The sequence below is a fragment of the Oryzophilus luti genome, assembly GCF_059726245.1.
Window position 1 is genome coordinate 756,702 of sequence record NZ_AP040874.1, and the last position, 26,509, is coordinate 783,210.

Annotated in this window: 23 protein-coding genes; 15 read left to right on the top strand and 8 right to left on the bottom strand. The window is 62.3% G+C overall.

Annotated features, from left to right (window positions below):
- Positions 1-23 precede the first annotated feature (23 nt).
- The 5 genes from AC6IZO_RS03275 to AC6IZO_RS03295 form a co-directional block, all read right to left on the bottom strand.
- A complete protein-coding gene (locus tag AC6IZO_RS03275) occupies positions 24-1,139 on the bottom strand; it encodes a two-component system sensor histidine kinase NtrB (protein WP_497807974.1) in 1,116 nt (371 codons plus the stop codon).
- A gap of 2 nt (positions 1,140-1,141) precedes the next feature.
- The gene (locus AC6IZO_RS03280; protein ID WP_497807976.1) at positions 1,142-2,590 is read right to left on the bottom strand and encodes a sigma-54-dependent transcriptional regulator; all 1,449 of its coding nucleotides are present in this window, start codon (positions 2,588-2,590) and stop codon (positions 1,142-1,144) included.
- A 364-nt stretch (positions 2,591-2,954) separates the two neighbouring features.
- The gene (locus tag AC6IZO_RS03285) at positions 2,955-4,058 is read right to left on the bottom strand and encodes an HD-GYP domain-containing protein (RefSeq protein WP_497809916.1); all 1,104 of its coding nucleotides are present in this window, start codon (positions 4,056-4,058) and stop codon (positions 2,955-2,957) included.
- Positions 4,059-4,079: 21 nt separating this feature from the next.
- Positions 4,080-4,970, bottom strand: a complete 891-nt coding sequence (locus tag AC6IZO_RS03290) for a sigma-70 family RNA polymerase sigma factor (protein ID WP_497807978.1) — start codon at positions 4,968-4,970, stop codon at positions 4,080-4,082.
- 483 nt (positions 4,971-5,453) lie between these two features.
- Positions 5,454-6,110 carry a hypothetical protein gene (locus AC6IZO_RS03295; protein ID WP_497807980.1) on the bottom strand — a complete coding sequence of 219 codons (657 nt, stop codon included), beginning with the start codon at positions 6,108-6,110 and terminating at the stop codon, positions 5,454-5,456.
- A gap of 221 nt (positions 6,111-6,331) precedes the next feature.
- Between AC6IZO_RS03295 and AC6IZO_RS03300 the strand changes: the two genes are divergently transcribed.
- On the top strand, positions 6,332-6,892 hold the full coding sequence (locus AC6IZO_RS03300) for a YceI family protein (RefSeq protein ID WP_497807982.1): 561 nt from the start codon (positions 6,332-6,334) through the stop codon (positions 6,890-6,892).
- Between the two features lie 130 nt (positions 6,893-7,022).
- Here the strand turns inward: AC6IZO_RS03300 and AC6IZO_RS03305 are convergent, their stop codons facing one another.
- Both AC6IZO_RS03305 and AC6IZO_RS03310 read right to left on the bottom strand, forming a co-directional pair.
- On the bottom strand, positions 7,023-7,700 hold the full coding sequence (locus tag AC6IZO_RS03305; protein ID WP_497807984.1) for a hypothetical protein: 678 nt from the start codon (positions 7,698-7,700) through the stop codon (positions 7,023-7,025).
- A 227-nt stretch (positions 7,701-7,927) separates the two neighbouring features.
- Entirely contained in the window at positions 7,928-8,341 is a 414-nt protein-coding gene (locus AC6IZO_RS03310; RefSeq protein WP_497807986.1) for an OsmC family protein, read from the bottom strand.
- Positions 8,342-8,389: 48 nt separating this feature from the next.
- Here AC6IZO_RS03310 and AC6IZO_RS03315 point away from each other — a divergent pair, with 48 nt between their 5' ends.
- From AC6IZO_RS03315 to lpdA, 6 genes are all read left to right on the top strand, one after another.
- On the top strand, positions 8,390-9,172 hold the full coding sequence (locus AC6IZO_RS03315) for an outer membrane beta-barrel protein (protein ID WP_497807988.1): 783 nt from the start codon (positions 8,390-8,392) through the stop codon (positions 9,170-9,172).
- Between the two features lie 141 nt (positions 9,173-9,313).
- Entirely contained in the window at positions 9,314-10,084 is a 771-nt protein-coding gene (locus AC6IZO_RS03320; protein ID WP_497807990.1) for an alpha/beta hydrolase family protein, read from the top strand.
- A 350-nt stretch (positions 10,085-10,434) separates the two neighbouring features.
- Entirely contained in the window at positions 10,435-11,019 is a 585-nt protein-coding gene (locus AC6IZO_RS03325) for a hypothetical protein (protein ID WP_497807992.1), read from the top strand.
- A gap of 394 nt (positions 11,020-11,413) precedes the next feature.
- The gene (gene aceE / locus AC6IZO_RS03330) at positions 11,414-14,113 is read left to right on the top strand and encodes a pyruvate dehydrogenase (acetyl-transferring), homodimeric type (RefSeq protein WP_497807994.1); all 2,700 of its coding nucleotides are present in this window, start codon (positions 11,414-11,416) and stop codon (positions 14,111-14,113) included.
- Between the two features lie 68 nt (positions 14,114-14,181).
- A complete protein-coding gene (locus AC6IZO_RS03335) occupies positions 14,182-15,918 on the top strand; it encodes a 2-oxo acid dehydrogenase subunit E2 (RefSeq protein WP_497807996.1) in 1,737 nt (578 codons plus the stop codon).
- Between the two features lie 136 nt (positions 15,919-16,054).
- Entirely contained in the window at positions 16,055-17,476 is a 1,422-nt protein-coding gene (lpdA, locus tag AC6IZO_RS03340) for a dihydrolipoyl dehydrogenase (protein ID WP_497807998.1), read from the top strand.
- Positions 17,477-17,724: 248 nt separating this feature from the next.
- Here the strand turns inward: lpdA and AC6IZO_RS03345 are convergent, their stop codons facing one another.
- Positions 17,725-18,555 carry a methyltransferase domain-containing protein gene (locus AC6IZO_RS03345; protein ID WP_497808000.1) on the bottom strand — a complete coding sequence of 277 codons (831 nt, stop codon included), beginning with the start codon at positions 18,553-18,555 and terminating at the stop codon, positions 17,725-17,727.
- Positions 18,556-18,623: 68 nt separating this feature from the next.
- Between AC6IZO_RS03345 and gluQRS the strand changes: the two genes are divergently transcribed.
- The 8 genes from gluQRS (at position 18,624) to AC6IZO_RS03385 (ending at position 26,495) form a co-directional block, all read left to right on the top strand.
- Positions 18,624-19,487 carry a tRNA glutamyl-Q(34) synthetase GluQRS gene (gene gluQRS / locus AC6IZO_RS03350; protein ID WP_497808002.1) on the top strand — a complete coding sequence of 288 codons (864 nt, stop codon included), beginning with the start codon at positions 18,624-18,626 and terminating at the stop codon, positions 19,485-19,487.
- 108 nt (positions 19,488-19,595) lie between these two features.
- The gene (locus AC6IZO_RS03355) at positions 19,596-19,850 is read left to right on the top strand and encodes a 4Fe-4S dicluster domain-containing protein (protein WP_497808004.1); all 255 of its coding nucleotides are present in this window, start codon (positions 19,596-19,598) and stop codon (positions 19,848-19,850) included.
- A gap of 259 nt (positions 19,851-20,109) precedes the next feature.
- The gene (locus AC6IZO_RS03360; RefSeq protein WP_497808006.1) at positions 20,110-21,675 is read left to right on the top strand and encodes a c-type cytochrome; all 1,566 of its coding nucleotides are present in this window, start codon (positions 20,110-20,112) and stop codon (positions 21,673-21,675) included.
- Complete coding sequence (locus AC6IZO_RS03365; RefSeq protein WP_497808008.1) at positions 21,675-22,793, top strand: hypothetical protein; 1,119 nt, start codon at positions 21,675-21,677, stop codon at positions 22,791-22,793. Before AC6IZO_RS03360 ends, AC6IZO_RS03365 begins: the two co-directional genes overlap by 1 nt.
- A 180-nt stretch (positions 22,794-22,973) precedes the next feature.
- Positions 22,974-23,417 (top strand): arginine repressor, encoded by a 444-nt coding sequence (locus AC6IZO_RS03370; protein WP_497808010.1) that lies wholly within the window; start codon positions 22,974-22,976, stop codon positions 23,415-23,417.
- Positions 23,414-24,454: an N-acetyl-gamma-glutamyl-phosphate reductase gene (gene argC / locus AC6IZO_RS03375; RefSeq protein WP_497808012.1), complete on the top strand. Its 1,041-nt coding sequence runs from the start codon at positions 23,414-23,416 to the stop codon at positions 24,452-24,454. The genes AC6IZO_RS03370 and argC overlap by 4 nt, the downstream gene beginning before the upstream one ends.
- Positions 24,451-25,236, top strand: coding sequence for an acetylglutamate kinase (gene argB, locus AC6IZO_RS03380; RefSeq protein ID WP_497808014.1), 786 nt, complete (start codon positions 24,451-24,453; stop codon positions 25,234-25,236). The genes argC and argB overlap by 4 nt, the downstream gene beginning before the upstream one ends.
- On the top strand, positions 25,233-26,495 hold the full coding sequence (locus AC6IZO_RS03385; protein ID WP_497808016.1) for an aspartate aminotransferase family protein: 1,263 nt from the start codon (positions 25,233-25,235) through the stop codon (positions 26,493-26,495). Before argB ends, AC6IZO_RS03385 begins: the two co-directional genes overlap by 4 nt.
- Positions 26,496-26,509 lie beyond the last annotated feature (14 nt).

Below are 26,509 nucleotides of genomic sequence, written 5' to 3' on the forward strand. Positions count from 1 at the left end.
CGCGGAGCAATCTGCGGCCTTTGTTATTTTGCGGACTCGCGGGGAGCCATACGGTTCTGTGCCAGCGGCAGCAGGACTTCAAAGCTGGTTCCGTGTCCCTGCGCCGACCCCACGCGGATGGCTCCCTCGTATTGCTTGACGATGGTGAGCACCGTGGAAAGGCCCAGTCCCGTGCCCTTGCCTCCGGCCTTGGTGGTGTAGAAGGTCTCGAAGATGTGCGTGAGCATCTCTTCCGGCATGCCGCAGCCGGTGTCCGAGACGGTCAGCATGGCGTAGTCACCGGGCAGCGCCACGGTCTGGTTCACTGTGAGCATTTCATCCAGATGGCAAGGCTCGGTGGAGATCGTGATGTTGCCGCCTTCGGGCATGGCGTCGCGGGCGTTGATGCAGAGGTTCAGGAGCATCTGCATCAGTTGGCCGGGATCGCAACGGACGGGAGCCAGCTCAGCGGCTGGATGAAAAATGAGTGCGACGGTGGAGGGAACCACGCCGTTGACGACCGCGAGCGATTCGCGGATGCACTGGTTCAGGTCGATGGCGTCCGGGCCGATGGCGGCGCTGCGGCTCTCTTCCAGCAGCGTGCGGAGGATGGTGGTTCCGCGCTGCGCAGCCTGGCGAACTTCTTCGATGGCCGGGCGGTTGCGATCACGCGCCGTCATCTGCTCCAGAGCCAACTCGCTGAAGCTTGTCACCACCATCAGCACGTTGCTGAAGTCATGGGCAATGCTGCTGGTCAGCCGGGCAAGCGTCTGCTTCTCGCGCGCCTGGGCGGCATCGCCCGCAGAGGCATCGATCATCTCCCGGACCATCACCAGAATTTCACCGGCTTCCGGCAGGAAGCGGGCGACAAATTGCACCGGGATGGTGGAGTCGTCTCCACGGAGCAGGCGCGTTTGGCGTGTAAGGGTCGGCTGCCGGGCCGAAGGCAACTGCCACGTGGGGTCGGTGCAGAGCGTGGCCAGGCGGAGGCCAGCCAGTGCAGGCATCTCATAACCGCCCAGGCGGCAGAAGGTCTCGTTGGCGGAGAGAACCTGTCCTGTGGCAGAGGCGCGCAGGATACCAAGCAGCGGATTTTGCAGCAGTTCTTCGGCAAGTTCCGCCAGCGCGGAGGCCGAAGCCGGAGCCTGTGTGTTAGTCATGGTCAGCTCGTGAACCCGGTGCCGGGGGCTTCCACTTTGCGATTCTTGGGCACGTGCTGTTCGTACTCCATGAGCTTGCGGTAGAGCGTGGTCCGCCCGATGCCGAGCGCCCGCGCCGCCTTCAACTTGTCGCCACGGAGCCGCTCGATTGTGTTCAGGATGCAGTCGCGCTCAACTTCCGCGAGCGTCGGAATATGTTCTTCATGCGACAGGTCCACGGGCGGCTGCCAACGGGAGAGCGTGAAGGGAAGGTCGAACATGCGTATCTGCTCCGAGGCCGCAACGGTGCAGGCGTGCGTCATGCAGGCTTCGAGTTCCGCCACGTTGCCGGGCCACTCGTAATCCATCAGACGGTCGACCACGCTTTCGGCCAGCGCATGATGCCGCCCGGTGCGCTCGAAGTTATCGGCCAGGAACTGGCGCGCCAGCACGGGGATGTCGTCCCGGCGTTCGCGTAGCGGTGGAATGTTGATGCTGACTACGCCCAGCCGGTAATACAAGTCCTGGCGGAATTGGCCTGCGGCCACCACCTGATCGAGATTGGCGCAGGAGGCTGCCAGTACCCGTGACCGCAGTGGCACCGGCTTGGGTGCGCCCGCAGGCAGGAACTCGTGCTCCTGCAAGGCCCTCAGAAGACGCGTCTGCATCTCCAGCGAAAGCAGCTCGATCTGCTTGAGCAGAACGGTGCCGCCCTGGGCCGCCTCAAGGAGCCCTTCATGGGAGCCTCCGGAATTGTGGCCTGCGGCCTTGCTGCAACCGAACAGTTCCCACTCAAGTGTCTCCGGGGCCACCGCGCCGCAGTCCAGCCAGAGAAATGGCTGGGAGCGGTTGGCAGAGTGGAGGTGGATGGCCTGAGCCAGCCGCTGACGGCCGGTGCCGGGCTCTCCATGAATGAGCACCGGATGCGAGCTTTGCGCGGCGCGAGCCGATACCCGGAACAACCGCTGCATCTCCGGGGTGCGCCCAACCATGCCGGAAAATCCAGCTTCACCACTCATCTGGCGGCTGAGATGGCGGCTGTCCACGTCCTGCTTCAGGTGCCGGGAGACTCGGCGGAGCAGAGTTCTCAGCTCTTCGACATGAAATGGTTTAGTGATGTAGTCGTAGGCGCCCTTCTTCATGGCCGCCACGGCCGAGGTGACCGAGCCATAGCCGGTCATGATGATGACGACCAGTTCCGGATGGCGCACGCTGACGGCTTCGAGCACGTCAAGCCCCCCGAGGCCGGGCATGCGTATGTCCAGCAGCAACACCTCAAAGGGGCTGGCCTCCAGCATACGAAGCGCCTGATCGCCCGCCTCGGTGGCGGCGGTCTCAAAACCGACGCTTTGCGCGATCGTCTCACAGGCGATCCGGATGGGGCGATCATCGTCGACAATGAGCAGGTGAGGCACAGGCTCAGGTTTGCTGCCCGTGCTGGTCCCCTGCAACGGGGAGCCGTTGGGGCTCATGGAAGCGGGCCGGATTCGATGGGCCATTGCTGTGGCAGATTCGGACGACATAACAGGCTTATTCATTCGTCACTTTGACCGACGTGGGATGCCTTGCGCCTTGCATGGTTCCGCGCGAGCGAAAGTTAAGAATATCGTTCGGTATTCCGGAACAGTACATCTTTCGCATTTCTGGTCTGTTCTAAGACGAAACACTGCTTTCCAAAATGGAACCATTTTGGGAATCAAGTTGAATATAGGGCAAAGCGGGCGTGTCCGGGGGAGAAATGTGGCTCTAGGATGCTGATTTCATTGCCAATGAACAAATAGAGAGTGAAAAGTCCAGTTTTGGAACGCGCCAGAGCGGCGGCGTACCCGGAAGATGCTACATCACGGCCTGCCAGCCATCGTTGGAGTCGCGTGTGGAATGCGCGGGAATGGAAGGGCCGCTGCGAAGGGCCGAGCAGAGTGTCTGCCATCCGGAACCGGCAGCGTCATTAGCGCGGGTGCGGATTCCGTCCCAGGTTTCCGGCGGGATGTGAAGGAAGATGTCCGCCAGGCAGGGGTCGAATTGGCGTCCGGCACAGCGTTTCACCTCGGCGTAGGCCTGCTCGAAGCTGAGTGCGCGGCGGTAAGGCCGGTCGCTGGTCATGGCGTCCACGGTGTCGACAATGGAGAAGATGCGTGCTGCGAGGGGGATCTCTTCGCCCGCGATACCGTTGGGATAGCCGGTGCCGTCGTAGTTCTCATGGTGGTTGAGCACGATGGGAATGGCGAGGCGCAGGGAGGGCACTCGCTCCAGAATGCGTACCCCCTTGGTGACGTGCGTCTTCATCACTTCAAATTCATCCGGAGTGAGGCGGCCCGGCTTGCAGAGGATCGAGGGCGGGATGCCGATCTTTCCAATGTCATGTAGCAGGGAGGCGTGGCTGAGCTGGGGCAGTTGTTCTGCGGGTAGGCCCGCCATGCGGGCCAGGTGGAAGCAGAAGTCGCGCACCCTCATGGAGTGGGAACACGTCTCATGTTCGCAGGCATCGAGCGCCGCCACCAGGGTCTCCAGTTGCACATGCTCGGACCCCGGCACATCTTCCAGCGAGATGAGGCGCCTCCGGCTGCTGAGTTCGGCACTGGCGCGCGTGACGGCCATGCGCAGCTCCTCGCGGGAAAACGGTTTTAGAAGGAAGTCGAAGGCCCGCAGCTGCACGCCCTTGAGCGCGTCATTCAGGTTGGGGTTGCCGGAGACGATGACGACCGCCGGGTCATTGCCATGTCGCGCGGCGTGCTCCAGCAGAGCGGTGCCGCGTTCGCCGGGCATGCAAAGGTCGGTTACCACCACATCGACCGGTTCACGTTGCAGCACGGACATGGCCTCATCCACCTGCCGCGCGCCGAGCACTTCGGCACAGACGGGCTGAAGAATATCCATCATCGTCTGCAGCAGCGGAGCATCGTCATCCACCACCAGAACCTTGGGACCGTCACACAGCATGGGGCGCACCTCGAGGGCCTCCTATTGAATCCGCGGGCCGGACTTGACCAGCTTGCTTGGGCGTCTCACCGTCCGTTGGGGTACGGGACGGGGTTTCAGACGCTGGCGCAGCCGTGCCACCGCGCGGGCGTGGATCTGCGAAACGCGCGACTCGGTTCGCTGAATTTCCTGGGCAATAGCTTCCATTGTCCAGCTGCAGTAATAGTAGAGGAACATGACGGCCCGTTCGTCTCGCGGAAGCTTATCGATGGCCTCGCGAAGCTGGTCGCGTTCCTCATTCTGAAAGAAGACCGCATCGGGAGCATTTTCTGGGTCAGCGGCCAATTGCTCGCGCACGGAGTACTGTTCCTCGGTGGGTTCGGCGTCGATCTCCACGCGCTGCAATTCCTGCACGGTGGTGGCGAACTCATAAAAGCTGTCCAGATCCATGCCCATGGCCTCGGCCAGTTCCTCGGAGTTTGCCGAGCGTCCGAGCCGGGTTTCCAGCATGGCCGAGGTCGTTTCCAGCTTCTGCTGGCGGGTGCGCATGTAGCGCGAAGCCCAGTCGAGTTCGCGCAGGCTGTCAAAGATGGCGCCGGTGATGCGGATGCGCGCGTACTGGCGGAAGAGCATTTCGCGGTTGCGGTCGTAGCGCTGGGCGGCGTCGATGAGGCCGAGTGTACCGGCCTGGATCAGGTCTTCAAGCTGCACGCTGGCTGGCAGACGCCGCACAATACCGCGCGCAACCTGCTTTACGTCTTCCATGTGAGCCAGAATGAGCGCCTCGCGCTCAGCGGCATCCAGCAGCGGGGGGCGTTGTTCGCCTTCCTCGAGGAGCGGCGACGGCGGTGGCAATGGCTCACAGGGGAGCGGGCTGGGGAGCATCGCCTCCGGCGGTACCCGGAAAGCTTCATTCAGCGCGGGGCTCAGCATGCGCGGCTCCTTTCGCGGAAGGTCAGGTCCACGCCTCCCATCAGAAAATTTCGTTGAGAAGATCTGCCTGGCCGATCAAGAACGAGAGGGCAGCGCCGCACCAATCCGTTTCCCCGCGTGACGAACAGAGTTGACATGGATAGAAAGTGAACGCCGGCGCCAAGAGTACGGACAGGGGCCTTCTGCGCGGTCTGGTACTGCGTGTGTGTGGGCTTCGGACTGTCCATTGGGGCCTCCCTGTTCACAACAGTTCATCGGCAAAAACGTCCTGTACTTGATTCATTCGTGCTACGACCTAGTGGAGAATCCGGTTAAAAGATGCTGAGAATCGGCCAATCCAGAGGACGATTACCTGCTGGCAAGTTGTTGAGTCCGGGCCGGAGTCGCTTTTCCGGGAAGGATGCGGGGTGAACAGGGAGCTTGCAAACGACAAAGCCCCGCTCGGTAGAGCGGGGCTGGTGCAGATGTGTGAAGCCGGATGCGCTACTCGAGGGCCATGCGGCGTGAGGGCAGCATGGCCACCGGCAGGGCCTTGGAGCGGCCGGGATCGCTGAGAGAGGTGGCAATGATGTTGCCGGTGCAACCGCTCGGACGCTTCTCCGGGGCGTGGTAGACCACGCTGGTGTCGGTGACGTTCGTCAGCTTGCCGCAGTCGTTATCGAGCTGCCAGCTGACGCCCTTGTGCGCCGTGTCGTACTGCGCTTCGGCGGAGAGGTCAAAGACCGTACCCGAAGCCACCAGCTCCGGCTGCTTGGGGGTGAAGGCGATCTCGATGGCCGGAACCATGACGGTGATCGACAGTGACTGCGAGGGGGCGGTGATCGAGGTGGCCGTGATGGTGGCCGTGCAGCTCTCATGCACCGATTGTGCCGGTGCCAGGAAGCTGACGCCCTGCGCCGTCTGGTTGGCGAGCGCGCCGCAGTTCTGAGGCAAGAGCGACCAGCGGACACCGGCATTAGCGTGGTCGTTGAGCACTCCGGCGGTGAAGTCCATCTGTCCGCCCGGACCGAGCACGCGCTGCACGCGCGAATAGGGCGAGATGGTCAAAGCGATAGGTTTGGGTGTGAACCAGTTGCAACTGCAGGTGAAGATTGTGCTCGCGGCCAACAGGCACACGAGCAGGCGAGTGCGGCAGATCATGAGATGACTCCGTAAGTTGTCCAGCAAATAAGTTGTGTGGCAGTACGCCGGTCGAACGGGCTGCCGCCCCGTCCAAGCTGTTGCACGGAGTGTCCGGCGATAGAAGAACACTACCACCTTCCTGGCGGGGAGGGGGAGTCATTTCCAAAACATAAAAATTGTTGCAACGAATATCGTGATGGTGTATCTAAGAGGGTATAGAAAGGAAAAGGATAAAGAACATGAGCACAGCAGCCACCACACAGACCGCAGTCAGCACCTGGACCATCGACCCCGCGCACACCGTTGCCGAGTTCAAAGTGAAGCACATGATGATCTCCAACGTGAAGGGACAGTTCGCCGGCGTTTCCGGCACCCTGAAGCTGGATGAAGAAGATGTCACGAAGTCGAGCATTGAAGCCGCCGTTGAGGTTTCCACCGTGGATACCCGCGAGCCGCAGCGCGACGCGCACCTGAAGAGCGCCGACTTCTTTGACGCGGAAAAGTTCCCGACTTTGAGCTTCAAGTCGACCAAGGTGACCAGGAAGGGCGATGACGAACTGGCGGTGGAAGGCGAGTTGACCATGCACGGCATTACCCGCACCGTGACCTTCGCAGTGGAAGGCCCGAGCGCTCCCGGCAAGGACCCCTGGGGTAACCTGCGCGTCGCGCTCAGTGGCGTCACCAAGGTCAACCGCAAGGACTACGGCCTGAACTGGAACGCCGCGCTGGAGACCGGCGGCATCCTGGTGGGCGAGGAAGTGACAATCACGCTGGACGTGCAGTTCATCAAAGCCGCCTGATGGTGGGGAAACGGCGGTGGCCCGCGCAGGCTCCAAGGCTTGCGCGGGTTTTGCTTTGCGAGCACATTTCAGGGCAATCAAAAAGGGGGACCTTGCGGTCCCCCTTTGATGTTTTGAGGAGTAAAGCTGCTTAGTCGGTGGCCGTCTTCCAGCCGCGTCCGGCGCGGTCGAGCGTGATCGAGGCCTTGACCGGGCCAGCGTGATAGAAGGCCACGCCATGCTTGTCGATCAGTTTGGAGCGGTCCCAGTTGTTGAAGCCCTTGACCAGGTCGCTGGAGGCGTCGAATTTGTCGCCCAGCGCGTTGGTGGCCCACTCCCAGGTGTAGTCGATCTCAAAGCGGTTTGGGTTGACCTTATTGATCTTGTCGATGGAGACCAGCTTGCGGCTGGCCAGCGGCACGGTGTAGGCGATGGAGTCGTCGGCTTCGGTCTTCTTCATCACGCCGGGGAGCGAGGCGAGCATCTTTTCGCCATCGGGCGTCATCGTCACCTTCAGCTTGTTGCTCTTCTTGTCCTTGGCGGTCTTGATGATGCCGGCCTTCTCCAGCAGCCGGTAGTGCGGGTCATCGGGGTTATCCGCAACGCTGGAAACGACGGTCCCGGTGTGGAACAGGACAGTGGACGATCCCTGCTTGGCGAGCATTGAGGAAACCACCGGGGTTGCCTGCTCAGACGTAAGGGTCTGACGGTTCTGGTAAACGAGGAAGCCTGCACCTCCAACGAGCAAGGCTGCGAGCAAGACGATAATGATGAGGGGGCCGAACGACGAACCTTCTTTTTTCTCTAACTCCAGTTCCTCTTCAAACATGGTGGTTTCCCTCCGCTGAGAGCTACCGAATCGTGCCGCGGTGAAGCGCAATTCTCCGCAGCCGGAAATCATAGCCCCAACCCGGACGCGTGGATACTGGTTTTTTGGCAAAAACAGCCGGGTTCAGGTACCAAAGGAACCACTGTCCCGCAGACAGAAAAATGCGCCGCACGGTGATGACGATCACTGCGCGACGCATTTGGAGATCAGGAAAAGTTTCGGCTCGGTTAGGCTTTGGCGTCCGCCGGGGCCTGCACCACGTCGAGCGTGATGGTGGGCGGCTGGAGCAGCGTGTTGTGGATGAGGCAGTGGTGCACGGCGTCTTCCACGCCCTTCTTGTGCTGCTCGGTCAGCTCAATGGGCACGGTCACGGTGATGCGGAAATTGTCGAGCCTCGCGGGCGGCTTCACCTTGTCGGCGGTCACGTGGACGCGGGTGCCGGTGGTGGCCAGCTTGTGCTTCTTCAGGTAGGCGGCGGCGTAGAAGCCGGCGCAGGAGCCGAGCGAGGCCAGCATCAGCTCGGGTGGCGTCATGCCCTCGTCGTAGCCACCGTTCTCGGGCGGCTGGTCGCTGAGCACGGTGTGCTGCCGTGCCTTGATCTCAAACTGCACGTCTCCCAAGTGTTCGACAATAATTTCCATGATCACTCCAGTGCGGTCCGGTGCGTTCCGTCTTCCGCTAACTGTTAAATGCAGCCAGCCCATGAAACGTTACAGCCCGGCAAAGGAAAATGCAAAGCGCCCGCCAGCCGTCTGACGCCGAGCTTTGGCAGCGTCCAACAATTCATTCGCACCGGAAGGCTGCGGCGAGTAGTCTGTTGCGCGGAAGAACGACGTTGCTTCATTTGTGGTACTTCAAAGCGAGGTGAAAAGGTGAACAGACGAAACGGGACCGTTATCACTTGCGTTTTGTTGGTAACATTTTTTGCCTCGGCGCAAGAGCGGGTTGTCCCAAGGTTCGAGGTTGGAGCGCAATACACTGCAAATTCGCATATTCAGACAACCAGTTCGTGCCTTGGGTGTGACGTAACCAAGTCTGGGGTGGGAGTTCGCGGGACATATAACGCAGGGCGTTTTGTCGGAATAGAAGCCGAGTGGAACATCTTTCCTGAGGGCACAGGAAGCAGCGCTACGAACCTGTATGGCGGGCGTGCAACCCAAGCTCTTTTCGGCGTTAAAGCAGGGTGGAGATCCCGTCGAGCAGGCATTCTTGTAAGAACGGCTCCAGGCTATCTTAGCTTTGGGCGAGCGATTACCGGCATGAATAGTGCAACCTATGAGTTTCGCTACGGAAGGGTGTTTCACTTTACGCAGTACTTCGGAATCGTCGGAGAATACTACCCCGTCCGGAACGTCGCATTAAGGCTTGATGTTGGTCAGACTCTTACGCGATACAAGGGGAGCGACCTTCCTAACAGCACAGATTGGCGTCGAAATGGCCAAATTGGAACCGGTATCTCGTACCGTTTCTGATCTCCTCCCGCCGGAAGCCCGGTGAGTTGGCGCAGTTCCAATTCACGGGCTGTCGTGAATGCAGTCAGCAGCCTGAGAGTTGCAAGCCGCGCGCAAGAACAGGCCGCCCGCCGGAGAAGACACCTCCTCTAAACTGGAGCCATGGCAAACATTGCCCCGCGCACAGAACGCTACGGACCACTTAACTCCCACGAAGGGGATCTGTATCTCCCTGCCGCGTCCCACCCGCCCGTGGTATGTCTTCTGCATGGAGGATTCTGGCGAATGCCGTATGGCCGCGGACAGATGGCGGCGGTTGCGCAGGACCTTGCTCTGCGAAGCTTTGCGGTATGGAACCTGGAGTATAGCCGTCTGGGAGAGCCTTCCGGTGGTTGGCCCGGCACGCTTGACGATGTTGCGCTGGGCATCGGGCATCTAGCGGAGCTAGCCGCCAGAGGCGTCGACCTTGACCTGACTCGTGTCATCGCCATCGGTCACTCTGCGGGAGGCCAGCTTGCCCTGTGGGCGGCGGCGCGTTTGGGTGCGCGCGGGGCAGGCAGCGCGGAACCCCGCGTCCGGCTTGCCGCCGTGGTTGCGCAGGCAGCGGTTGTGGACCTTGCGCGCGCCTTTGAGTTGGAGCTGGGCGGTGGCGCGGTTGCGGAACTGCTGGGTGGCACGCCCGAAGAACAGCCGTCACGGTACAAGCTGGCCTCGCCCCGGGAACTGGTGCCGCTGGGCATCCCGCAGCTTGTCATCCACGGTAGGCAGGATGATGCGGTTCCGGTCGAGATGGCCCGCGCATACGTCCGCGCCGCCAGGGACGCCGGCGACATGGTCGAGTTCGAGGAGTTGTCAGCGGCGGGACACATGGACTACCTCGACCCATCGAGCGAAGCACACGCCGCGCTGTGCGCGTGGCTGGCCCGCCAGTAGACGAGCGAGCGCGAGGCCGAGGGGCTTGATTCGGAGAGGACGCTCACTCGCGGGCGTGACTGTCTTCGCGTGGATTGGCGGTGGCAAGAGGAGGTTTTACTTTGCAGGTGACATTTGATACGCAAGTTTGGACGAGGATGGTTTTTCCAGAGCGATACCTAGACGACCCAAAGTATGCGGCGTATAGGAAGATCAACAACTCAATACGGAGCGGGCTTGTCCGGGGATTCATCTGCGAAAGTTTTGGGACAGTAGAAGCCATAAAGAAAACGAATAGGGCAAAATTTCTTGCACAGAACACACCGGAAGTTGAGGTGACAAGCCAGCCTGTGGGGAATGGGATGATCTGCATGGCTATCAACCTCAAAACTCGGCACAGTCTTCACCCGGGCCTGGGTAGAGAATTTGAAGAGCAATTGAGCCAAGCCAAGTCGATTGGGATGAAATTGCTGACTGCTCCCTATATCGGAGTTCCTATTCCGCCGCCTCTGTTTAATGCCCCCGAAAGTTATGCTCCGGAGGTTTTTGCAACCGCAGACTACAATGAGAAATTTGGAAGCGTTGTCAGCAACATCGAATCAAGAGGTGTAGGTAGTGGAATGCTAGTAGTACTAGCGAAAGAATTTACCGACCGGCTCAGCACAGAGCGTCCAGAGGGACTATCTGATGCTGCACTCATCGATGGTGTGTATGAACACGCGCGCAAATCAAATCTCAAGAAAGAGATGCGACGAATTGAGAAGGCCTTTGCAGAATCTGCCGATGGCGACGTGGTGGCGGCACACATTGCTTTTGGAAATGATTATTTCTGTACTGAAGATTATGGGCGATCCGCAATGGGACGCTCGATATTTGATGATGATAATCGAGCTTGGCTGAAAGAGACCTACCGCGTCGACATGCTGACTGCGCAGCAACTAGCGGATCTGCTCTGAGTTTGTGGACACATTGCGCGGTGGCATGGGAGCTCACTTCATATTCTGCCCGCTTGAGCCGAGGCTGCGCTCGCGGATAGAATTCCGACATTGGCGGCCGGGGCCGTGGTGGGGGCGCGAGCGGGTGGGAGGCAGAGAGTTCTGCGTCTTCCCGGCGCAAGCAAGCATCTAAATTGAAAGCAGTTGCGCCTTTTCCGGGCGCACTCCAGCGTGGACGGGTGCCCACCATCCGCCGCGACCATGCCGCACCGCAATGGAGTTGTGGAAATCGTATTTCCCTTGCCATCATCGCCGGGCTGGGACTATACCTTCCGCGATTTGGGTCTTACACTATTCCGTTCGAGCAGATCGTTCGACGACGCCATTCTTCAGAAACAAAGTAAAGGGACGCCCAGTGAACAATACGGATCAGCGTGACGCAGGCCTGGAAGTACTGGAAACACGCGAGTGGCTCGACTCCTTGGATTACGTGCTGGAGCAGGGAGGAGGCCCGGAGAGGGCCGGCCGTCTGCTGCAACAGCTCGAACTCCACACCGCCCGCGCCGGGTACCGCCTGCCTTTCTCCGCAACCACGCCCTACCAGAACACGATTCCCTCCACCAAGCAGCCTCCGTTCCCCGGCAGCCAGGAGCTCGAACGCCGCATCAAGAGCCTGGTGCGCTGGAACGCGCTGGCCATGGTGATGAAGGCGAACAAGCTCAGCGAAGGCATTGGCGGACACATCTCGACGTTTGCCTCGGCGGCCACGCTCTATGAAGTCGGCTTCAACCACTTCTTCCGCGCGCGCACCGAGGACGGCGACCGCGACATGGTGTACTTTCAGGGGCATGCCGCGCCGGGCATCTACTCGCGCGCTTTTCTGGAAGGCCGCCTGACGCAGCAGCAGCTTGAGGACTTCCGGCATGAGACGCGCCCGAGCGGCGGCCTCTCGTCGTATCCGCACCCGTGGCTAATGCCCGAATTCTGGGAGTTTCCGACGGTCTCGATGGGCCTCGGCCCCATCCAGGCCATCTATCAGGCGCGCTTCAACCGGTATCTCGAAAACCGCGGCCTCAAGAAGCCGACGCAGGGCAAGGTATGGGCCTTCCTTGGCGACGGCGAGACGGACGAGCCGGAATCGCTGGGCGCCATCACCCTGGCCTCGCGCGAAAAGCTCGACAACCTGATCTTCGTGGTGAACTGCAACCTGCAGCGGCTTGACGGCCCGGTGCGCGGCAACGGCAAGATCATTCAGGAACTGGAAGCGGCCTTCCGTGGCGCGGGCTGGAACGTCATCAAGGTCATCTGGGGTAGCGACTGGGACCCGCTCATTCAGCGCGACCGCGACGGCCTGCTGGTGAAGCGGCTGGGCGAGATCACCGACGGCCAGTACCAGAAATACTTTGTCGAGAGCGGCGCCTACTTCCGCCAGCACCTGTTCGGCACCGATCCACGTCTGCTGAAGATGGTGGAGCACCTGAGCGACGAGCAGCTGGCTCGCATGCGGCTTGGCGGACACGACCCCATCAAGGTCTACGCGGCCTACAAGGCGGCCATGGAGCACACCGGCTCGCCGACCGTCATTCTGGCCAAGACCATCAAGGGCTATGGCTTGGGCGAGAGCGGCGAAGGCAAGAACATCACGCACCAGCAGAAGAAGATTAACGACGAAGAGCTGCGCATCTTCCGCTCGCGTTTCGGCATCCCGATTCCGGACGAGGAACTGCATGATGCGCCGTTCTACCGTCCGCCGGACGGCAGCCAGGAAATTGCCTACATGCAGGAGCGCCGCAAGCTGCTTGGCGGCTACATGCCGCAGCGCAAGGTGCGGGCAGAGAAACTCCAGCCGGTCGACCACGAGCTGTTCGACGAGTTCAACAAGGGCACCGAGGGCCGCAAGGTCTCCACGACAATGGTGCTGGTGCGCATGATTGCCAAGATGCTGCGCGACCCGCAGATCGGCAAGCTCATCGTGCCGGTGGTTCCGGACGAGGCGCGCACCTTCGGCATGGAGGCGCTGTTCCGCCAGGTCGGCATCTACAGCAGCGTGGGCCAGCTCTATGAGCCGGTGGACATGGATACGCTGCTCTACTACAAGGAAGCCAAGGACGGGCAGATTCTGGAAGAAGGCATCACGGAAGCCGGCTCGATGTCATCGTTCATCGCCGCCGGAACCGCGTATTCGCTGCACGGGATTAACACCATCCCGTTTTTCATCTACTACTCCATGTTCGGCCTGCAGCGCGTGGGCGACCTTGTGTGGGCCGCCGGAGATCAGCGCGCGCACGGTTTCATGTGCGGCGGCACCAGCGGCCGCACCACGCTCGCGGGCGAGGGGTTGCAGCATCAGGACGGGCACAGCCACCTGCTGACCTATCCGGTGCCGAACCTGCTCTCCTACGATCCGGCGTTCGCCTTCGAGATTGCGACCATCGTGGAGGAAGGCATTCGCCGCATGTACGTGGAGCAGGAAGACATCTTCTATTACCTGACGGTGATGAACGAGCCGTGGGAGCAGCCGCCGATGCCCGAGGGCAAGAGCGTCCGCGAGGGCGTGCTGCGCGGCATGTATCGCTTCAAGGCTTCGGAGAAGAAGCAGACGAAGAAGCACGAAGCGCTACGGGCGAACCTGTTCGGCTCCGGCGCCATCATGCTTGAGGTGCTGAAAGCCGCGGAAATTCTGGAAGAAAAGTTCAACGTGGCCACCGACATCTGGAGCGTGACGAGCTACAAGGAGCTCTACAAGGACGGCAACGCCTGCGAGCGCTGGAATATGCTGCATCCGGCGGAGAAGGCGCGGGTGCCGTTTGTGAGCGAGAGCCTGAAGGATGTGCACGGTGTCTTTGTTGCGGCCTCTGACTACGTGAAAGCCATGCCGGAATCGATCTCGCAATGGGTGCCCGGCGGCCAGCTTGTGGCGCTCGGCACAGACGGCTTTGGACGCAGCGAGGATCGGGCGGCTCTGCGCGACCACTTCGAGGTGGACGCCAAGCACATTGTGCTGGCCACGCTCTCGGCGCTGATGCGCGCCGGGCACGTGAAGCCCGCCGAGGTGCAAAAGGCGATCACCGAGCTGGGCATCAACCCCGACAAGCGCGATCCGTTCACGGCGTAAGCATTGGCACTGGGTGCGCCCAAGGCGGCGCACCCGCTTCATACATGCACTGCTGAAAGGGACATCCTGTGGCATCCGAATTCAAGCTGCCCGAGTTGGGCGAGAACATTGAAACCGGCGACGTGGTGCGCGTGGCCGTTGCACCGGGCGAGGCCGTGAAGAACGGCCAGACGGTGCTGGAGCTGGAAACCGACAAGGCTGTAATTGAAGTGCCCGCCAGCGTTGAGGGCACGGTGAAAGAGATTCACGCCAAGCAGGGCCAGAAGCTGCGCGTGGGCGACGTGGTATTCACCTATGAGGGCAGCGCGGCTGCGCCTGCCGTTGAGCCGCCGGCCCCAAAGCAAGAAGACGTGCCTGTTGCGCAGGCCGCTGCGCCAGTTGCCGCGCCGGAAAGAACTGCGGCTCCCGCGGCTGCAACCTCTACTTTAAGTTCTGCTCCCACGCTATTGGGTTCCACGCAGTTTCTGCTGCCTGAATTGGGCGAGAACCTTGAGACCGGCGACGTGGTTCGCGTGGCCGTGCAGCCGGGCGATACCATCCGCGAAGGCCAGACCGTGCTGGAGTTGGAGACCGACAAGGCCGTCATTGAGGTGCCGTCGACTGTCAGCGGCAAGGTCAGCGACGTGAAGGTGAAGCAGGGCCAGAAGCTGCGTGTAGGTGACGTGGTGCTGACCCTTGAAGGCGCGTCCATTGAGCCGGTGCAGAAGTCGGCTCCGGCCATCACTCCGGCACACGACGCCAGCAGCACCAGCATCGCGCGCGAGATGTACCATGCGGCGCGCGTGGTGGAGGGCAAGGCCGAGCATCAGGCGTTCCCCACCGACGCTCCGCCCGCGCCGGTGCATCCGCCGATTCCGCCGCAGCTCACCAAGGACGCCGGCGCCGAGCACCGCACGCCGGTGGCGGCCTCGCCGACGGTGCGCCGTCTGGCGCGTGAGTTGGGCATCGACATCTACGAGGTGAAGGGCAGCGGCCCCGGCGGACGCATCTCCGAGGCCGACGTAAAGGCCTACGCCAAGGCCATCATCACGACGCCGGTGGCGGCTGCGCCTGCGGTTGTTGCAGGCCGCGTGGAGCCGGAGCTTCCGGACTTCTCCAAGTGGGGCGCGATTGAGAAGGTCTCCCTGCGTGCCGTGCGCCGCAAGACGGCCGAGCACCTGGCGCAGGCGTGGAACATCATTCCGCATGTGACGCAGCACGACAAGGCCGACGTGACCGAGTTGGAGGAACTGCGCAAGCGCTTTGCACCCAAGGCCGAGCTGGCGGGCGGCAAGATGACGATGACGGCCATTGCGCTGAAGGTCGTGGCTTCGGCGCTGAAGACCTTCCCGCAGTTCAACGCCTCGATTGACATGAAGCGCGAGGAGATCATCTACAAGCGCTACGTCAACATCGGCGTGGCGGTCGATACCGACCGCGGCCTGCTGGTGCCGGTCATCCGCGACGTGGACCACAAGAACATTGTGGAACTGGCGGCCGAGCTGGCGACGATCAGCCGGAAGGCTCGCGACAAGAAGCTGACCCCGGCGGACATGGAAGGCGGCACGTTCACCATCACGAACCTGGGCGGCATTGGCGGCACGGCCTTCACGCCGATCGTCAACCACCCGGAGGTCGCCATCCTGGGCATGTCGCGCAGCCGCATTGAGCCGCTGTGGACGGGCAAGGCGTTTGAGCCGCGGCTGATGCTGCCGCTCTCGCTCAGCTACGACCACCGCATCATCGACGGCGCCGACGCCGCGCGCTTTGTGCGCTGGGTGGTGGAGGCCCTGGAGCAGCCCTTCCTGCTGAGTGTGCAAGGATAGAGACGCAGGGTTTAGGGGCTAGGGATTAGGGATTAAGAGCTTTGAACCACGCAGATGTTGACTGCGCGAAGCCGAATTTACATTCCACCCAGTCGTGAATCACTGGGAACTGGGAACGAGGAACTGGGAACAAGACATGTCTGACACGAACTTGAACGTAGCGGTGATTGGTGGCGGGCCGGGCGGCTATGCGGCGGCGTTTCTGGCTGCGGACCTCGGCATGACGGTGACGCTGATTGACCTTGAGAAGCATCCGGGCGGCGTGTGCCTGTACCGTGGATGCATTCCCTCGAAGGCGCTGCTGCATGTGGCGGCGCTGATTGAGGAGTCGAAGCACGCGGCGTCGTGGGGCGTGGAATTTGCCGAGCCGAAGATTGACGTGGCAAAGCTGCGCGGCTTCAAGGAAGGCGTGGTCACCAAGCTGACCGGCGGCCTGGGCCAGATTGCCAAGGCGCGCAAGGTGAAGTTCGTGCAGGGCCGCGCGAGCTTTGTGAACTCGACGACCTTGAAGGTGGAGAAGACGGCGGGCGGCGAAGAGACGCTCACGTTCGACAAGATCATCATCGCCACCGGATCGGAGCCGGCACGTCCGGGGCCGCTGAAGACCGCCTCGCCGCGCATCTGGGATTCGACCGGCGCGCTCGCCATGCAGGAGGTTCCGAAGACGCTGCTGGTGGTCGGCGGCGGGTACATCGGGCTGGAGCTTGGCTCGGTTTACGCCGCGCTGGGCACGAAGGTGAGCGTGGTGGAAATGACTCCGGCACTGCTGCCGGGCGCGGACCGCGACCTGGTGGCTCCGTTGCAGAAGCGGCTGGCCAAGTCATTCGAGGCCATCATGCTGAACACCTCGGTCACCTCGCTGAAGGACGAATTGAACGGCGTGCGCGTCACGTTTGAGGGCGCCGACGTGAAGGAGAAAGAGAAGGTCTACGACCGCGTGCTTGTCTCCGTGGGTCGCCGCCCGAACTCGAAGATTCCGGGGCTGGAGAACACGAAGGTCACGGTCAACCAGCGCGGCTTCATTGACGTGAACGCGCAGGCGCAGACCGCCGACCCCACGATTTACGCCATTGGCGACGTGGCCGGCGACCCGATGCTGGCGCACAAGGCCGCGCACCAGGGCCGCGTGGCCGTAGAGCACATTGCGGGACACAAGGTGGCCTTTGAGCCTGCGGCGATTCCAGCCGTGGTCTTCACCGATCCGGAAATTGCATGGGCGGGCCTGACGACCGCCGAGGCCGAGGCGAAGAACCTCGACGTTGAGATCCTGAAGTTCCCGTGGGCAGCCAGCGGACGCGCGGTGACCTTGGATCGCACCGAGGGACTGACCAAGCTGATCATCGACAGGAAGACGGAGCGCGTGCTGGGCGGAGCGGTTGTCGGCCCCGGCGCGGGCGAGATGATTGCCGGGATTGTGCACGCCATTGAAATGGCCTCGACCGCCTACGACGTGGCGCACACCATCCACCCGCACCCGACGCTGAGCGAGACCATCATGGAGGCCGCCGAGATGTTCTACGGCACCTCGACCGACATGTATCGCCCGAAGAAGAAGTAAGCGAGTTTCACTCGGAATGCGAAGGGCTGCCTGCGGGCAGCCCTTTTTCGCGTGCGCAGGCATCAACTGTGCCATCCCCTGGAAATGTCATGTTGAGCGAAGCGTGGCGGAAGCCGCGCGAAGTCGCAACACCTTGTGTTTTGAAGTGCACGAATTTTCCGGGGAATACAAAAGGTTCCTCGACTGCGGCTGCGCACGCGGGCGCGTGCACAGGCTTCGCTCGGAATGACATTCGGGAGGCGGAGCTGTTAGCTGTTGAACGCCGTGGTCAGGTTGAAGGTGCCGGTGAAGGGAATCTTCTGGCCGTCATAGTGGCGCTCGAGCGCCTCCAGCACCTGGCGGTCGCGTTCGGCGCGCTGCTGCTCGGTGCCCAGCGCCAGCAACTCGCGTAGCGGAATGGTCACCGACTGGAAGTACTCCCAGAACTGCGCGGGGGTGCCGAACCACGTCCAGGGCACGGTGTGCATCTGCTCTTCAATCGCGGTGAACCCGGCGGCGGCGAGCATGTCGCGCAGGCGTCCGACGGCGCCGAACTGGAACATCTTGCGCGCGGCCTCGGGCAACTCCGCATTGTGGAACATGCGTTGTACCACACCGGCGGTGCTGTCGAAGTAAGGCTGCTCGAAGGGGCCCCAGCAGGCAAAGGCCACGCGTCCGCCGGGCTTGAGCACGCGGTGGAAGCCGGCGAGAGCCTTGGGGACGTCGGGCAGGAACATGAGCCCGAGGCGGCAGGTGACGAGGTCGAACGAAGCGTCCGGAAAGCTGAGCGCGAGCGCGTTCATCTGCTCAAAGCGCACGTTGTGCAGGTCGCGTTCGGCGGCGCGTCCGCGGGCCACTTCCAGCGGGTCGGCGGAGATGTCTATGCCAACGACTTCGCCGCCGGGCTCCAGCTCGGTGGCCAGCGAGATGGCGGGCTCGCCGCTGCCGCACGCCACATCGAGAATGTGCATGCCCTGACGAGGCGCAGCCACGCGCACCAGCGTGCGCGTCAACTCCACGCCCATCATGGCCGACTGGCGGCGCCATTTCTCCATGGCGTTCGTGCGTCCGAAGCTGTTCCAATCCTGTGTGGTGCTCACGGCCTATAAGTATGCCCGCGAACGGCGGCGAGCGCGAGTCAATTCCGGCACAGTACAATCGTTCACTTATGGATACTTCGCCATACCGGGGCAGGCTGGCGCCGTCGCCGACCGGGCTGCTGCACCTGGGCCACGCGCACACCTTCTGGACGGCCTATGAGCGGTGCCGCGCCGCCGGGGGCACGCTGGTGATGCGCGACGAAGACCTGGACCCGCAGCGCTCGCGTCCGGACTACGCACAGGCCATGCTGGAGGACCTGCACTGGCTCGGCATCGAATGGCAGGAAGGCCCCGACGTGGGCGGTCCTTGCGCGCCTTACCGGCAAAGCGAACGTCGCGAGTTCTACCGAAGCGCGTGGCGCAAGCTGCTGGCAGGCGGATTCATCTACCCCTGTACCTGCTCGCGCAAAGACCTTGCGAATTCGGCGCGCGCGCCGCATGACGCCGACGATGAGCCGATCTATCCAGGCACCTGCCGGGGCAGGTATCTCGACGCGGAGTCTCCGGCGGGCGTGAACTGGCGCTTCCGCGTGCCGGACGGAGAGCGCATCCGCTTTACCGACGTGCGGCTCGGAGCGCAGACGTTTATCGCGGGCGAGGACTTTGGCGACTTTGTGGTGTGGCGCCGCGATGACGTGCCCTCGTATCAGCTTGCGGTGGTGGTTGACGATGCGTCGATGAAGATTACGGAAGTTGTGCGCGGCGAGGACCTGCTGCGTTCCACGGCGCGCCAACTGCTGCTGCAACGGGCGCTCGGGCTGCCCACGCCCGCCTATTACCACTGCGGGTTGGTGCGCGATGAGCATGGCGAGCGGCTGGCCAAGCGCTGCGACGCCTTGAGTCTGCGCGCGCTGCGCGAACAGGGCAAAAGTGCGGCGGAAATACGACAAGAACTGTCGGAGATGGCCGGTGAAGCACATCACAACCGGTGAGTGACATAGGTCACGGCCTGTGTGTGCGGCCATTGTTAGGCTGATTGCTGAAGGCCCCAGAGGGCGACGAGGTCCGCAGACAGGGAACGGGCCCGCGAGGAGACAAAGATGGCATACGTGATCACTGACAGCTGTGTGAAGGACAACCTTTGTTTTGATTCCTGCCCCAACGGCAGCATCGGCCCCGATCCTTCCGATCCGGCCTACCAGACCACCACACAGCTTTTCATCAACCCCGAGGAGTGCCTGGACTGCGGCGCGTGCAGCGCAGCGTGCCCGACCAGCTCGATTTTTCCGGCTGACGAACTGCCGGAAGACAAAAAGGAATTTGCCGCCAAGAACGCCGCCTTCTTCGGCAAGTAGAGTTTCCAACGGGCGTGGCTCTCTTGCGCCGCGCGCGAAATTGAAGCCCCGCATGTTCCACTGGATTGGAAGATGCGGGGCTTCGTGTTTTTTCACGAAAAATCTTGGTGAAACCTTGAGCGACCGCTTGCCAGAGCGTCGTCAGGCTTTATCATGTGGTCGAGAAATCATTCGCAAGACCGCTTGCTTCGCGCTGCCCTCGCGGCTTGGCGTCAGCGGCGGAGTATAGATCGGCAAGCCTGAATTCAGGAGCACTCCTTTGAACTATCCCGTATGGCAGCTCGGCTTTCCGGGCGGCATGCTGATTGCGGTGGTGGCCATTCTGCACGTCTTCGTCTCGCACTTTGCGGTGGGCGGGGGCGCGTTCCTGGTGGTCACCGAGCATCAGGCGCGCAAGCGCAGTGATGATGCGCTGCTGGCGTACGTGCGCCGCCACTCCAACTTTTTCGCCCTGCTCACGCTCGTCTTCGGCGCGCTGAGCGGCGTCGGCATCTGGTTCACCATCGGCCTGGTGAGTCCGGAAGGCACCTCGACCCTCATTCACAGCTTCGTCTGGGGATGGGCCATCGAGTGGGTTTTCTTCTTCGTCGAGATTGCGGCGGCCATCATCTACGCCAAGGCGTGGGACAAACTCGATGCCCGCTCGCACCTGATCGTCGGCTGGATATACTTCATTGCTGCCTACATGAGCCTGGTCGTCATCAACGGCATCATCACCTTCATGCTCACGCCGGGCCAGTGGACGCAGACGCACAACTTCTGGGACGGCTTCTTCAACCCGACCTACTGGCCCTCGCTGGTGGTACGCAGCGCCATGTGCGCACTGCTGGCCGGTGTGTGGGGCCTGGTGACGGTGGGCCGCAGCGCGGCGCGCGAGCGCATTGTGCGCTGGGCCGGACTGTGGATCGTCGCCGGTTCCGTGGTGATGCCGCTGGGCCTGTGGTGGTACTTCGCCAAGGTTCCGGCGCTGGCCAAAGCAACGGCGGTCTCCGCCAACTCGGTGGCAATCCTGCATGGAATGCGCGGCGGCGTGGGCTTTGGCGCGGTGGTGTTGCTGCTGGCGTTGATCTTCGCCGTCCTCAAGCCTCGCTGGATGAACGTGCCGGTGATGGTGGTGATGATCGTTTGCGCGCTCGGCTACATGGGCGCTGGTGAATACATGCGCGAGTTCGTCCGCAAGCCGTGGGTGGTGACCGACTACATCTACGCCAACGACCTGCGCGCCGCCGACATCGATGCCATCAGCAAGGCGGGCGTTCGCCAGACGGCCAATTTCCTCATCAGCGACTCCGCCAAGGATGAACGCTACGGACACGACCTGTTCGTTCTGCAATGCTCAAGCTGCCACGGCGTGACCGGCTACCGCAGCATGAAGGCGCGCGTGGTGGGCTGGGACGCCGACTTTGCCGCCGACATGGTCTCGCACATCCACATGCTGCGCGGAGCCATGCCGCGCTTTGCCGGTAATGACGAGGACCGCGCCGCGCTGGGCAGGTACTTGGCCTCGCTGAATGCGCCGGTGAACTTTGGCGCAATCACTCCGGCCAACAAAATGGCGGTCGGCGAGCAGGTCTTCGCCATCCGCTGCGGACACTGCCACACCATCAACGGTAAGGTTCGGCCGCTGCGCGGAGCGTTTGAAAACGCGCAGGCCGAGCAGGTGAGCGCCATGTTCCCGGTGCTCGATTCCATGAGTCCCAACATGCCGAAGTTCACCGCGCCGGACGATCAGGCGCAGGCGCTGGCGGAATACATTGCGCACGAGGCCAACCGTCCGCTGACGGTGAAAGAGAAGACCGAAGTGCGCCTCCCGGGGGTGAAGTAATGGCACAGGTTCCCAGAGTTGACGTTATGCCGCTGCCCGGCCCGGTGTGGTTGTTTACCGCGCTGTTGCTGGTCACTTTCACCCTGCACGTGCTGGCCATGAACGCCGCGGTGGGCGGCGGGTTGTGGACGGTGTGGAACTACTTCCGCGGACGCAACGCCGCGCATCCGTACTCGCAGCGGCTGGCCAAAGAGCTGGCCAAGATGCTGCCCGTGCTGCTGGCCTTCACGGTCACGCTGGGCGTGGCGGCGCTGCTGTTTGTGCAGGTGCTGTTCGGCAACTTCTTGTATGCCAGCTCCATCCTTATCGGCTCGCTGTGGCTGGCGGTGATTCCGCTGGTGATGCTGGCCTACTACGGCTACTACTACACGGCGAACACCGTGGAGCGCGGTTCCAGCACGACCGGTGTTGTGGCCCTGTGCAGCGTGCTCATTCTGCTCTGTGTCGGCTTCATCTACAGCAACAACATGACGCTGATGCTCGTGCCCTCGCGCTGGCTTGAGATGTACCGCGCGCACCCGAATGGCTGGAACCTGAACCTGGGCGAGCCTCTGCTGTGGCCGCGTTACCTGCACATCATGAACGGCGCGGTGGCCGTGTTCTCCGCCATTCTGGCGCACATGGGCATGCGCACCCTCAAGAAGGACTTCGAGTACGGACGCTGGATGGTTCGCAAGGGAGCGGCGGTATTCGCCATCTGCAGCGGACTCCAGTTCCTGCTCGGGCTGTGGCTGTTGCTCAGCATTCCGCGCGAAATCGTGCTGGCTTTCATGCGTGATCCCGCTGCTGGTGCGGTACTCGGCCTCGGGCTGCTGGCGGTGATCGCCGCCGTGGTCTGCATGATGGTGGGCGCCATGGCCGAGCGTCCGACGAAGATGGTCAACGCCGGTTTCGGCATGATGGTGATCACGCTGGCCTCGATGGTTGGCCTGCGCCATCTGCTGCGGGCCTCCTACCTGGCGAACTACGCGCACCTCGATGCGCTGCATGTTCAGCCTCAGGTGGGCGTCATCGCCATCTTCTTAATCCTGTTTGTCGGCGGCCTGGCGACGGTGGGTTACATGCTCGCTTTGCTGGTGAAATCCAGCAAGCGGGAGAAGAGCGCCGAAGCCGCGTAAACACTGGGTATTTCATTACTCGGGGCGGCGCTCAGCGCCGCCCTTTAATTTTCTGCGAGCTTTCCACAGGTTTGTTGGCCGTTTGGGTTGACGCGTGCATAATGCGTGCTGCATAATTATTCATGTTTATGCATTAATATGCTGTATAGGAGGCGCTGCCCCCGGGGCAGCGCTTTACTTATGACCAAATTGTCACGCCAGAGCCTGATCCTCGAACTCGTGAAGCAGGAGACCGTCTCCAACCAGGAGCAGCTCCGCCGCCTGTTGTTGAAGCGCGGGTGCGATGTGACGCAGGCGACGCTTTCGCGCGATATCCGCGAACTGGGGCTGGTGAAGAACTCCGACGGCTACGCGGTGGCGCACGGGGAAGTGGCTTCCGACCTGGTGCTGCCGGCGGCGCTGCGGCTCATCCGCGGTTTCGTCCGCGAAGTGCGCCTGGCGCAGAACCTGTTGGTCATCAAGACCTCAGCCGGCTCGGCGCAGCCGGTGGCGGCTGCCATCGACGCCGAGGGCTGGCCGGAGATCGTGGGCACCGTCGGCGGCGACGACACGATCCTTGTGATTTCGCAGAACCGCCGCAGCGCGCAGCGCATTGCCGTGCGCGTGAGGAGTATGCAGGCGTGAGTGAGAAGAAATTGAAGACGGCGGTGCTGGGCGCCACGGGCTATGCAGGGTTTGAGCTGACGCGGCTGTTGCTGCGGCACTCGAAGCTGGCGCGTCCGCTGGTGCTAACCCGCGAGGCCGCTGCGCAGGCGCAGTTGAGCACGATCTACCCGCAGTTGGCGCATGAAGACCTGCCGATGGAGCCGTTCAGCTTTGAACTGCTGGCCGAGCGTGGAATCGACGTGCTCTTTCTGGCGACGCCGCATGAGCTTTCGCGCGAGCTGCTGATGCATCCGATGGCAAACCGCTTCCGCATCATCGATCTGAGCGGCGCGTGGCGGCTGAAGAGCGCGGCGCATCGCGCGGTGTACGGCTTTGCCGATAAGGATGCGGCGCTGGCCGCGAAGCTCGACGCCGAGGCAGTGTACGGGCTGCCGGAACTGCATCGCGAGGAGATCCGCAAGGCGCGGCTGGTGGCAAACCCCGGCTGCTACGCCACATCGATCATCTGTGCGCTGACGCCGCTGGCTCGCGCCGGCGTGATTAACGAAGAGCACGGCATCATCTGCGACGCAAAGTCGGGTGTTTCCGGCGCGGGCAAAAAGCCGACGCAGAAGACGCACTTCTGTGAGGCGGCCGACAATCTTTCGGCGTACAGCGTCTTCGGGCACCGGCACACCGGCGAGATTCTGGAGCAGACGGGACTGAAGGCGGAGGACGTGACGTTTACGCCGCATCTGCTGCCGATTCCGCGCGGCATTCTTTCCACGATTTATCTGCGCCTGAAGCAGCCCTCGACGGCCGCGGCGGTGCATGAGATTTTCCGCAGCTTTTATGCGGATGCCAGGTGGGTGCGCGTGTTTGCGCCGGGCGCCCTGCCGCAGATTCAGTACTCGGTGCATACGAATTTTTGCGATGTGGGGTTCACGCTTGCCGCAGACAGCAAGCGGCTTGTGCTCGTCAGTTGCCTGGACAATCTGTTGAAGGGCGCGGCGGGGCAGGCGCTCCAGAACCTGAATGTGATGCAGGGCTGGGATGAACGGGAGGGATTGCAGTGAAACTTGTGGTGAAGATTGGCGGCGCGGCGCTTGAGGATCTCACGCTGCGCAAGAAGTGCGCACACGCCGTCAGCGAGCTTGCGGCCGAAGGCCACAAGGTTGTGGTGGTGCATGGCGGCGGAGCGGCGTTGACGCGCATGCTTACGCAGGTTGGCAAGAAGTCGGAGTTCGTCAACGGACTGCGCGTGACCGACGCGGAGACCCGCGACTTGGCGCTGATGGTGCTCGGCGGACTGGTGAACAAGCAACTGGTCGCAGCCATTGCGGCCGAGGGTAAGCCTGCGGTCGGCCTTTGCGGTGGTGATGGTTTCGGCTTCCTGGCGCGCAAGAAGCAGACGGCGGATGGCGACCTTGGCTTCGTGGGCGAGATCAGCGCGGTCGATCCGAAGTGGATCGAAGCGGTCTGGGCCAACGGCGGCATTCCTGTCATGTCGAGCATTGCGCTCGGCTCCGACGGCGAATACTACAACGTGAACGCCGACCAGATGGCTTCGGCCTGCGCCACGGGCTGCAAGGCCGATGCGCTCATCTTCCTGACCGACGTGGCCGGGGTGAAGGGCGCCGACGGTTCGGTGATCCGGTGGCTGGCCGTCAGCGAGATTGCGCAGCTGGTTGAGACCTCGGTGATCCGGGGCGGCATGCTGCCAAAGTTGCAGGCCTGCCAGGACGCATTGCGCTCGGGCGTGGGCCGCGTGCGTATTCTGCCGGCCGCCGAAGCCTCGACGCTGCCGGAGTTTTACTACTCGAAGATTGAATCTGGGACGGAGGTAATGGCGTCGTGAAGCTCGCGCAAGTTCAGAAGCTGGAATCGCAATTTGTGTTGCACACCTATGACCGCAATCCGGTGCTGCTGACGCACGGCAAGGGCCCGTACGTTTATGACGCGGACGGAAAGAAGTACCTTGATTTTCTGAGCGGCATCGGCGTGAACGCGCTGGGCTACGCGCATCCGGCGGTGACCAGAACGATTCGCGAGCAGGCAGGGAAGCTGCTGCACACGTCGAACCTGTTCTTCCACCCGTACCAGGGCATGCTGGCCAAGGAACTGGTGAAGATCAGCGGCATGGATCGCGCGTTCTTCTGCAACAGCGGCGCGGAAGCCTGGGAGGGCGCGCTGAAGTTCGCCCGCGCCTACGCCACGGCGAAGGGCAACAAGAAGTTCCGCTTCCTGGCCCTCGAGCACTCGTTCCACGGACGCACCTTCGGCGCGGTGGCCACGACGCACACCAAAAAGTATCGCGACCCATTCGAGCCGGTGATGCCGGGCGTGAAGTTTGCGAAGTTCAACGACGTCGAGGATCTGAAGAAGCAGTTTGACGACTCGATCTGCGCCATCTGCCTGGAGCCCGTGCAGGGCGAGGGCGGCGTTCATCCGGTCAGCGCGGAGTTCATCAAGGCCGCGCGCGAACTGGCGACCAAGCACGGCGCGCTGCTGCTGGCCGACGAGATCCAGTGCGGTCTGGGCCGCACCGGAAAGTGGTTCGCGTTCCAGCACTTCAAGATTCAGCCGGACATCGTGACCCTGGCCAAGCCGATCGCCAACGGTCTGCCGATGGGCGCAATTCTAGTGAACGCCGCGGTGGCTGAGTCCATTCATCCGGGCATGCACGGCACCACATTCGGCGGAGGCCCGCTGGCCTGCGCCACCGCGCTCACCGTGCTCGACGTAATGAAGAAGGAGAAGGTACTGGCGCATGTGAAGGAGGTGGGCAACCACTTTCTGACCTTGCTGCACCGGCTCGACGCGCGCCACGGCTCGATTGTGGACGTGCGCGGCGCGGGCCTGATGGCTGGCGTCGAACTCGATTCAGCCGATCTCGCGAAGCAGGTTGTGAAGGACCTGCTTGCCAAGGGAATCATCATCAACCGCACGCACGAGACAACGCTGCGGTTCCTGCCGCCGTTCATTGTGACCAAGCGGCAGGTGGAAGAAGTTGTCGCAGCTCTCGATGAAGCACTGTCCTCCTCCGCGCACACCGGCGACGCTCCTAAGGCCCTCGCCGGAGGCTCCAAAAAGGCAGCACCGCGTGGGCGCAAATGAAGAAGCAGGAGGAC

What these genes read in the sequence shown, in the direction of transcription:
- AC6IZO_RS03275 (WP_497807974.1), bottom strand. Translation starts at nt 1,139, where the DNA reads ATGACTAACACACAGGCTCCGGCTTCGGCCTCCGCGCTGGCGGAACTT.
- AC6IZO_RS03280 (WP_497807976.1), bottom strand. Translation starts at nt 2,590, where the DNA reads ATGAGCCCCAACGGCTCCCCGTTGCAGGGGACCAGCACGGGCAGCAAA.
- AC6IZO_RS03285 (WP_497809916.1), bottom strand. Translation starts at nt 4,058, where the DNA reads ATGCTGTGTGACGGTCCCAAGGTTCTGGTGGTGGATGACGATGCTCCG.
- AC6IZO_RS03290 (WP_497807978.1), bottom strand. Translation starts at nt 4,970, where the DNA reads ATGCTGAGCCCCGCGCTGAATGAAGCTTTCCGGGTACCGCCGGAGGCG.
- AC6IZO_RS03295 (WP_497807980.1), bottom strand. Translation starts at nt 6,110, where the DNA reads ATGATCTGCCGCACTCGCCTGCTCGTGTGCCTGTTGGCCGCGAGCACA.
- AC6IZO_RS03300 (WP_497807982.1), top strand. Translation starts at nt 6,332, where the DNA reads ATGAGCACAGCAGCCACCACACAGACCGCAGTCAGCACCTGGACCATC.
- AC6IZO_RS03305 (WP_497807984.1), bottom strand. Translation starts at nt 7,700, where the DNA reads ATGTTTGAAGAGGAACTGGAGTTAGAGAAAAAAGAAGGTTCGTCGTTC.
- AC6IZO_RS03310 (WP_497807986.1), bottom strand. Translation starts at nt 8,341, where the DNA reads ATGGAAATTATTGTCGAACACTTGGGAGACGTGCAGTTTGAGATCAAG.
- AC6IZO_RS03315 (WP_497807988.1), top strand. Translation starts at nt 8,390, where the DNA reads ATGCAGCCAGCCCATGAAACGTTACAGCCCGGCAAAGGAAAATGCAAA.
- AC6IZO_RS03320 (WP_497807990.1), top strand. Translation starts at nt 9,314, where the DNA reads ATGGCAAACATTGCCCCGCGCACAGAACGCTACGGACCACTTAACTCC.
- AC6IZO_RS03325 (WP_497807992.1), top strand. Translation starts at nt 10,435, where the DNA reads ATGGCTATCAACCTCAAAACTCGGCACAGTCTTCACCCGGGCCTGGGT.
- lpdA (WP_497807998.1), top strand. Translation starts at nt 16,055, where the DNA reads ATGTCTGACACGAACTTGAACGTAGCGGTGATTGGTGGCGGGCCGGGC.
- gluQRS (WP_497808002.1), top strand. Translation starts at nt 18,624, where the DNA reads ATGGATACTTCGCCATACCGGGGCAGGCTGGCGCCGTCGCCGACCGGG.
- AC6IZO_RS03355 (WP_497808004.1), top strand. Translation starts at nt 19,596, where the DNA reads ATGGCATACGTGATCACTGACAGCTGTGTGAAGGACAACCTTTGTTTT.
- AC6IZO_RS03365 (WP_497808008.1), top strand. Translation starts at nt 21,675, where the DNA reads ATGGCACAGGTTCCCAGAGTTGACGTTATGCCGCTGCCCGGCCCGGTG.
- AC6IZO_RS03370 (WP_497808010.1), top strand. Translation starts at nt 22,974, where the DNA reads ATGACCAAATTGTCACGCCAGAGCCTGATCCTCGAACTCGTGAAGCAG.